The sequence below is a fragment of the Kitasatospora sp. NPDC057904 genome (assembly GCF_042887925.1).
Taxonomy (GTDB): Bacteria; Actinomycetota; Actinomycetes; order Streptomycetales; family Streptomycetaceae; genus Kitasatospora.
In genome coordinates this window covers 625,598-635,221 of the sequence record NZ_JBHVOL010000002.1, presented here as the reverse complement: position 1 = coordinate 635,221, position 9,624 = coordinate 625,598, and the positions used below count along the sequence as shown (strand labels likewise).

The following is a 9,624-nucleotide window of genomic DNA, read 5'->3' as shown; positions in this document are numbered from 1 at the left end:
GTGTCACCGGCGCATTGATGAAGGCCGACGCGGACGGCACCAGTTGCCCGATCAGCGGTGGTGTGGCGACCTGTCCGGCGGTGGAGATCCCGGCCGGTTCGTCGCTGAGCTGGACCCTGAACGGGACGCTCGACCCCAACGCGACCACGACGCCGACCAACTCGGTGGCCGTGACGGGCGGTCCCGACCCGTCCGCCTCCACGCGCACGGCGGTGGCCTCGCCGACCGCCACGCCCGCGCCGGAGGCCGCCCTCCAGGTCAGCAAGACGCTGGTGACGAACCCGGTGGTGCCCGGGCAGCGGATCCAGTGGCAGATCAACGTCTTCAACGCGGGCCCGTCCCGGGCCCGGAACGTCGTGGTCACCGACACGATCCCGGCCGGGGTCGACAACCCGACGATGACGGCTCCGGGTGGCACGCAATGCCCGATTGCGAGCGGCGTCGCGACCTGCCCGGCGGTGGAGATCCCGGCCGGCCAGGCGCGGACGTGGACGCTGACCGGCACGCTGGACCCCAACGCGACGGTCACGCCGACGAACTCGGTGACGGTGACGGGTGGTCCGGACCCGTCGGCGTCCTCGCACACGGCGGTGGCCTCGCCGTCGTCGTCGCCGACTCCGCAAGCGAATCTGTCGGTGTCGAAGGTGCTGTTGACGAATCCGGTGGTGCCGGGGCAGCAGGTCCAGTGGCGGGTGAGCGTGACGAACAGTGGTCCTTCGCGGGCGCGGAACGTCGTGGTGACGGACCAGGTGCCGGCGGGTGTGAGCGGCGCTTCGATGACGGCGTCGGACGGGACTGCCTGCCCGATCAGCGGTGGTGTGGCGACGTGTCCGGCCGTGGAGATCCCGGCGGGATCCTCGGCGAGTTGGACGCTGAGCGGCACGCTGGACCCCAACGCGACGGCCACGCCGACCAACTCGGTGACGGTGGCGGGCGGTCCGGATCCGTCGGCGTCCTCGCACACGGCGGTGGCTTCGCCGTCGTCGTCGCCGATTCCGCAGGCGAACCTGTCGGTGTCGAAGGTGCTGTTGACGAATCCGGTGGTGCCGGGGCAGCAGGTCCAGTGGCGGGTGAGCGTGACGAACAGCGGTCCGTCGCGGGCGCGGAACGTCGTGGTGACCGACCAGGTGCCTTCCGGTGTGAACGACGCCTCGCTGCGGGCCGACGCCGATGGGAGCAACTGTCCGATCGCCAACGGGGTTGCCACCTGCCCGGCGGTGGAGATCCCGGCCGGGCAGACCCTGACCTGGACGCTGACCGGCACGCTCGCCTCCGACGCGACGGCCACGCCGACCAACTTGGTGACGGTCACGGGCGGTCCGGATCCGACGGCGTCCACGCACACGGCCGTCGCCTCACCCTCCAACTCGCCCTCTCCGCAGGCGAATCTGACCGTCTCGAAGGCGCTGGTCACCAACCCGGTGGTGCCGGGGCAGCAGATTCAGTGGCGGGTGAGCGTGACGAACAGCGGTCCGTCGCGGGCGCGGAACGTCGTGGTGACCGACCAGGTGCCGGCGGGTGTGAGCGGCGCTTCGATGACGGCGTCGGACGGGACTGCCTGCCCGATCAGCGCTGGTGTGGCGACGTGTCCGGCCGTCGAGATCCCGGCCGGGCAGACGATGACGTGGACGCTCTCCGGCACGCTCGACCCCAACGCGACGGCCACCCCGACCAACGGCGTGACCGTCACCGGTGGGCCCGACCCGACCGCCTCCAGCCACACGGCGGTCGCGTCGCCGACCGCCGCGCCCTCTCCGCAGGCGGGGCTGAGCATCTCGAAGGTGCTGCTGACGAGCCCGGTGGTGCCGGGCCAGCAGATTCAGTGGCGCGTGTCGGTGACGAACAGCGGTCCGTCGCGGGCGCGGAACGTCGTGGTGACGGATCAGGTGCCGGCGAGCGTCAACAGCGCCTCGATGGCAGCGGACGCCGATGGGACCGCCTGTCCGATCAGCGGTGGCACGGCGACGTGCCCGGCAGTGGAGATCCCGGCCGGTCAGACGCTGACCTGGACGTTGACCGGCACGCTGTCGGCCGACGCGACCACGACGCCGGCCAACACGGCCGTGGTCACCGGCGGTCCCGATCCGTCGGCCACGGCCCGCACGGCGGTCGCCTCGCCGTCCTCCTCCCCGACGCCACAGGCCAACCTCGTCGTCTCCAAGACACTGCTCACCGACCCGGTGATCCCCGGCCGGGAGATCCAGTGGCGGGTGACCGTCACCAACAACGGCCCCTCGCGGGCCCGCAACGTCGTCGTCACGGACACCGTGCCGGCCGGCGTGAACGACCCGAGCATGACGGCCTCCGACGGCACGTCCTGCCCGATCGCCGGCGGTACGGCGACCTGCCCGGCTGTGGAGATCCCAGCGGGCTCGTCCGCGGCCTGGACGCTGGCCGGTACGCTCGCCTCCGACGCGGCGGTGACGCCCACGAACTCGGTGACGGTGACGGGTGGTCCGGACCCGTCGGCGTCCTCGCACACGGCGGTGGCTTCTCCGACGTCCTCGCCGACTCCGCAGGCGAGCCTGACCGTGGCCAAGGTGCTGCTCACCGACCCGGTGGTGCCGGGGCAGCAGATCCAGTGGCGGGTCAGCGTGACGAACAGCGGGCCTTCGCGGGCGCGGAATGTCGTGGTGACGGATCAGGTGCCGACGGGTGTGAGCGGCGCTTCGATGGTGGCTTCGGATGGGACCGTCTGTCCGATCAGCGGTGGTGTGGCGACGTGTCCGGCGGTGGAGATCCCGGCCGGCCAGACGTCGACGTGGACGCTGAGTGGCACGCTGGACGCCGACGCGACAACGACGCCGACCAACACCGCCGTCGTCACCGGTGGCCCGGACCCGTCAGCCACAGCACACACCGCCGTGGCTTCGCCGACCGCGTCCCCGACGCCGCAGGCGAATCTGACCGTGTCGAAGGTGTTGCTGACGAATCCGGTGGTGCCTGGCCAGCAGGTCCAGTGGCGGGTGAGCGTGACGAACAGTGGTCCTTCGCGGGCGCGGAACGTCGTGGTGACGGATCAGGTGCCGGCGGGTGTGAACAACCCGAGCATGACGGCGTCCGATGGGACCGCCTGTCCGATCGCCAATGGCCTGGCGACGTGTCCGGCGGTGGAGATTCCGGTCGGGCAGACGGTGGCGTGGACGCTGAGTGGCACGCTGGACGCCAACGCGACGGCCACGCCGACGAACTCGGTGACGGTCACCGGTGGTCCTGATCCGTCGGCGTCCTCGCACACGGCGGTGGCTTCGCCGTCGAACTCGCCGTCGCTGCAGGCGAACCTGACCGTGGCCAAGGTGTTGGTGACCAACCCGGTCGTGCCTGGCCGGCAGATCCAGTGGCGGGTCAGCGTGACGAACAACGGCCCCTCGCGGGCGCGGAACGTCGTGGTGACCGACCAGGTGCCGTCCGGTGTGAACGACGCCTCGATGCACGCCGACGCTGACGGCGCCAACTGCCCGATCGCCGGCGGTACGGCGACGTGTCCGGCGGTGGAGATCCCGGCAGGGCAGACGGTGACGTGGACGCTGACGGGCACGCTCGCCTCCGACGCGACGACCACACCCGCGAACTCGGTGACGGTGACGGGTGGTCCGGATCCGACGGCGTCCACGCACACGGCGGTGGCTTCGCCGTCAGGCTCGCCTTCCCAGCAGGCCAGTCTGACCGTCTCGAAGGTGCTGCTGACGGATCCGGTGGTGCCGGGGCAGCAGATCCGGTGGCGGGTTTCGGTTATGAACAACGGTCCTTCGCGGGCCCGGAACGTGGTCGTGAGCGACCGGGTGCCGTCGGGCGTGAACAACGCTTCCATGACGGCGTCGGATGGGTCCACCTGTCCGATCGCCAATGGCCTGGCGACGTGTCCGGCTGTGGAGATCCCCGTCGGGCAGACGTCGACGTGGACGCTGTCCGGCACGCTGGACGCCAACGCGACCACGACGCCGTCGAACACGGCCGTGGTGACCGGTGGGCCCGACCCGTCGACCACCGCGCACACCGCCGTCGCGTCGCCGACGTCGTCCCCGATGGCGCGGGCGAGCCTCACGGTGTCGAAGGTGCTGGTCACCGACCCGGTGGTGCCCGGCCAGCAGGTGCAGTGGCGGGTGAGCGTCACGAACAACGGTCCCTCGCGGGCGCGGAACGTCGTGGTGACGGATCAGGTGCCGGCGGGTGTGAACAGCGCTTCGATGGCGGCTTCGGATGGGACCGACTGTCCGATCGCCCATGGCCTGGCGACGTGTCCGGCGGTCGAGATCCCGGTCGGGCAGACGCTGACGTGGACGCTGTCCGGCACGCTCGACCCGAATGCGACCGTCACGCCGACGAACACGGTGATGGTCACAGGTGGCCCGGATCCGACGGCTTCCACACACACGGCGGTTGCGTCGCCGACGTCCTCGCCGTCTCCGCAGGCGAACCTGACCGTGTCGAAGGCGTTGGTGACGAACCCGGTGGTGCCCGGGCAGGAGATCCAGTGGCGGGTGAGCGTCACGAACAACGGTCCCTCGCGGGCGCGGAACGTCGTGGTGACCGACCAGGTGCCGTCCGGTGTGAACGACGCCTCGATGCGCGCCGACGCTGACGGGACGTCCTGCCCGATCAGCGGCGGTACGGCGACGTGTCCGGCGGTGGAGATTCCGGCCGGCCAGACGCTGACGTGGACGTTGACCGGGACGCTCGCCTCCGACGCGGCGGTGACGCCCTCGAACTCGGTGACGGTGACGGGTGGTCCGGATCCGACGGCGTCCACGCACACGGCGGTTGCGTCGCCGACGTCCTCGCCGTCTCCGCAGGCGAATCTGTCGGTGTCGAAGGTGCTGTTGACGAACCCGGTGGTGCCGGGGCAGCAAATCCAGTGGCGGGTGACGGTGACGAACAACGGTCCGTCGCGGGCGCGGAACGTGGTCGTGACCGACACCGTGCCGAGCGGGGTGTCCGGTGCGAGCATGAAGGCGGACGCCGACAATGCCCCGTGCCCGATCGCGAGCGGGACGGCGACGTGTCCGGCGGTGGAGATTCCGGCCGGCCAGACGGTGACGTGGACGCTGAGTGGCACACTGGACGCCAATGCGACCACCACGCCGGCCAACTCGGTGACGGTGACGGGTGGTCCGGATCCGACGGCTTCCACGCATACGGCGGTGGCTTCGCCGTCCGGCTCGCCGTCTCCGCAGGCGAATCTGTCGGTGTCGAAGGTGCTGCTGACGAACCCGGTGGTGCCGGGGCAGCAAATCCAGTGGCGGGTAACGGTGACCAATACTGGGCCCTCGCGGGCGCGGAACGTGGTCGTCACCGACCAGGTGCCGGCGGGTGTCGGCAGCGCCTCGATGACGGCGGCTGATGGCACCGCCTGCCCGATCAGCGGCGGCACGGCGACCTGTCCTGCGGTGGAGATCGCGGCCGGTGACTCGATGAGCTGGACCGTGTCCGGCACATTGGACTCCAACGCGACCATCACGCCGACGAACGGGGTGACGGTGACGGGTGGTCCGGATCCGACGGCGTCCACGCACACGGCTGTCGCTTCGCCGTCCAACTCGCCGTCTCCGCAGGCAAATCTGTCGGTGTCGAAGGTGCTGCTGACCAACCCGGTGGTGCCCGGGCAGGAGATCCAGTGGCGGGTCTCGGTCACGAACAGCGGTCCTTCGCGGGCCCGGAACGTGGTTGTGAGCGATCAGGTGCCGTCCGGTGTGAACGACGCCTCGATGCGGGCGGATGCGGATGGGACGAACTGCCCGATCAGTGGTGGTGTGGCGACGTGTCCGGCGATGGAGATCCCGGTCGGGCAGACGGTGATGTGGACGCTGACGGGCACGCTCGCCTCCGACGCCACGGCCACGCCGGCCAACTCGGTGACGGTGACGGGTGGTCCTGACCCGACAGCCTCCACACATACGGCGGTGGCGTCTCCGTCCAACTCGCCATCGACGCAAGCGAATCTGTCGGTGTCGAAGGTGCTGGTGACGGATCCCGTGGTTCCCGGGCAGCAGATCCAGTGGCGGGTGAGCGTCACCAACAACGGGCCCTCTCGTGCCCGGAACGTCGTCGTCACCGACACCGTTCCGAACGGAGTGTCCGGTGCGGGCATGACGGCGTCGGACGGGACCGTCTGTCCGATCAGCGGCGGTGTGGCGTCCTGTCCGGTGGTGGAGATCCCGGTCGGGCAGACGGTGATGTGGACGCTGAGTGGCACGCTGGACGCCAACGCGACGGCCACGCCGGCCAACTCGGTGACGGTCACCGGTGGCCCGGACCCGACGGCTTCCACGCATACGGCGGTGGCTTCGCCGTCGAACTCGCCTTCTCCGCAGGCGAATCTGGTCGTGGCCAAGGTGCTGGTGACGGATCCGGTGGTGCCGGGGAAGCCGATCCAGTGGCGGGTGACGGTGACGAACAACGGTCCCTCGCGTGCTCGGAACGTGGTCGTGACCGACAAGGTCCCGGACGGTGTGCTGAACGCGTCGATGACCGCCCAGGACGGGACCGTCTGTCCGATCAGCGGCGGTACGGCGACCTGCCCGGCGGTCGAGATCGCGGCGGGTGGCTCGATGAACTGGACCTTGACCGGGACGTTGGATCCCAATGCGACCACCACGCCGGCCAACTCGGTGACGGTGACGGGTGGTCCGGATCCGACAACTTCCACGCACACTGCGGTGGCTTCGCCGTCGAACTCGCCTTCTCCGCAGGCGAATCTGGTCGTGGCCAAGGTGCTGGTGACGGATCCGGTGGTGCCGGGGCAGCAGATCCAGTGGCGGGTGACGGTGACCAACAACGGTCCGTCGCGGGCGCGGAACGTCGTCGTCACCGACCAGGTGCCGACCGGTGTCCGGGACGCGAGCATGACGGCGGCGGACGGCACCGCGTGCCCGATCGCGAACGTGACGGCGACCTGCCCGGCGGTCGAGATCCCGGCGGGGTCCTCGGCGAGCTGGACGCTGACCGGCACGCTGGACCCGGACGCGACCACGACGCCGACGAACTCGGTGACGGTGACGGGCGGGCCCGATCCGTCGGCGTCCTCGCACACGGCGGTGGCCTCGCCGACCTCGTCCCCGACTCCGCAGGCGCGGCTCTCCGTGTCGAAGGTGCTGCTGACGGATCCGGTGGTGCCGGGGCAGCAGATCCAGTGGCGGGTGACGGTGACGAACAACGGCCCTTCGCGGGCGCGGAACGTCGTGGTGATGGACCAGGTGCCCGCAGGTGTGAACGGCGCCTCGATGAAGGCGGATGCGGACGGGTCCGCCTGTCCGATCAGCGGCGGCACGGCGACGTGTCCGGCGGTGGAGATCCCGGCCGGGCAGACGCTGACCTGGACGCTCACGGGCACGCTGGCGCAGGATGCCACGGCCACGCCGACGAACACGGTGACGGTGACGGGCGGTCCGGACCCGACGGCTTCCACGCACACGGCGGTGGCTTCGCCGTCCAACTCTCCGTCGGTGCGGGCGAGTCTGAGTGTGTCGAAGGTGCTGGTCACGGATCCGGTGGTGCCCGGGCAGCAGATCCAGTGGCGGGTGTCCGTCACGAACAACGGGCCGTCGCGTGCGCGGAACGTCGTGGTCGCCGACCGCGTCCCGGACGGTGTCAGCGGTCCGAGCATGACTTCCGCCGACGGGACGGTCTGCCCGATCGCGAACGGGACGGCCACCTGCCCGGCGATCGAGCTCGCCGTCGGTGAGACGCGGACCTACACGCTGAGCGGCACGCTCGTGCAGGACGCGACCGTGACGCCGACGAACACGGCGGTGGTGACCGGCGGGCCGGATCCGGCCACGCCGACGCACACGGCGGTGGCGTCGCCGTCCGATTCGCCGTCACCGCAGGCCAGTCTGACGGTGGCCAAGGCGCTGCTGACCGATCCCGTGGTGCCGGGCGAGAAGATCCAGTGGCGGGTGACGGTGACCAACAACGGCCCGTCCCGGGCGCGCGACGTCGTCATCACGGACCGGATCCCGGACGGGGTGAACAACGCCGTCCTCCAGTCGGACGCCGACGCGAGCACGTGCCCGGTCGCGGGCGGAACGGCGACCTGCGCGGCGATCGGGCTGGAGGTCGGCCAGACGGCCTCGTACACCCTGACCGGGACGCTGGCGCCGGACGCGACGGTCACGCCGACGAACACGGTGGTGGTGACCGGTGGCCCCGACCCGACCGCTACCGCGCACACGGCGGTGGCCTCGCCCACCGACTCGCCCACGCCGCAGGCGAACCTGGGCATCGCCAAGGTGCTGCTGACCAACCCGGTGGTGCCCGGGCAGCAGATCCAGTGGCGGGTGACGGTGACCAACCGGGGTCCGTCGCGGGCCCGGAACGTGGTCGTCTCCGACACGATCCCGGCGATGGTGAACGGTGCGGGCATGATCGCGGACGCCGACGGCTCGGCCTGCCCGGTCGCCGGCGGGACGGCGACCTGCCCGGCCGTCGAGATCCCGGCCGGCGGGACCGTCTCCTACACCCTCACCGGTACGCTCGACCCGGCGGCGACCAGCACCCCGGTCAACGTCGCGACCGTCACCGGCGGACCCGACCCGACGGCCACGGCGCACACCGCGACAGCGCAGGCCAGCGATACGGTAGAGCCGCGGGCGAGTCTGTCCGTGTCGAAGGCGCTGGTGACGAACTCGGTGGTGCCGGGGCAGCCGATCGCCTGGCGGATCAGCGTCACCAACAACGGCCCGAGCCAGGCCCGGAACGTGGTGGTCAGCGACCGGTTCCCGGACGGAGTCGTCGGCGCCTCGCTCTCGCCGGACGCGACGAAGACGGCCTGCCCGGTCGCCGGTGGCGTGGCGACCTGTCCGGGGGTCGAGATCCCGGTCGGCGAGACCGTCACCTACACGCTCTCGGGAACCCTGGCCCAGGACACCACCACCGTGCCCGGCAACACGGCCGTCGTGACCGGAGGCCCGGACCCGAGCACGTCGGCCCACACGGCGGTCGCCAGCCCGACCGGGACGCCGTCGCCGCAGGCACGGCTCTCGGTGACCAAGGTGCTGGTGACGAACCCGGTGGTGCCGGGGCAGACGGTCCAGTGGCGGGTGTCGGTGACGAACAACGGGCCGTCCCGCGCGCGGAACGTCGTGGTCGCGGACCGGGTCCCGGACGGGGTGTCCGGCGCGATGATGGTCTCGGACGAGGACGGCACCAGGTGCCCGATCGGCAACGGCGTCGCCACCTGCCCGGCGATCGAGCTGGAGGTCGGGCAGACGGCGTCGTACACGCTGAGCGGGACGCTGGACCCGAATGCGACGGTCACACCGACGAACTCGGTGACGGTGACGGGTGGTCCTGATCCGACGGCGTCCTCGCACACGGCGGTGGCTTCGCCGTCGAACTCGCCTTCTCCGCAGGCGAATCTGGTGGTTGCCAAGGTGTTGGTGACGAACCCGGTGGTGCCTGGGCAGGAGATCCAGTGGCGGGTCTCGGTCACGAACAACGGGCCTTCGCGGGCTCGGAACGTGGTGGTGACTGATCGGGTGCCGGTGGGTGTGAACGACGCTTCGATGGTGGCTTCGGACGGGACCGCCTGTCCGGTCAGCGGTGGTGTGGCGACGTGTCCGGCGGTGGAGATCCCGGCGGGTTCTTCGGCGAGTTGGACGCTGACGGGCACGCTGGATGCCAACG

Annotated in this window: 1 protein-coding gene; it reads left to right on the top strand. The window is 71.0% G+C overall.

All coding sequences use genetic code 11. The annotated features are described in order from the left end of the window. Positions 1-17: 17 nt before the first annotated feature. The coding region (locus ACFVSN_RS08145) for a hypothetical protein (RefSeq protein WP_387954212.1) at positions 18-9,624 on the top strand (9,607 nt) is incomplete at its 3' end.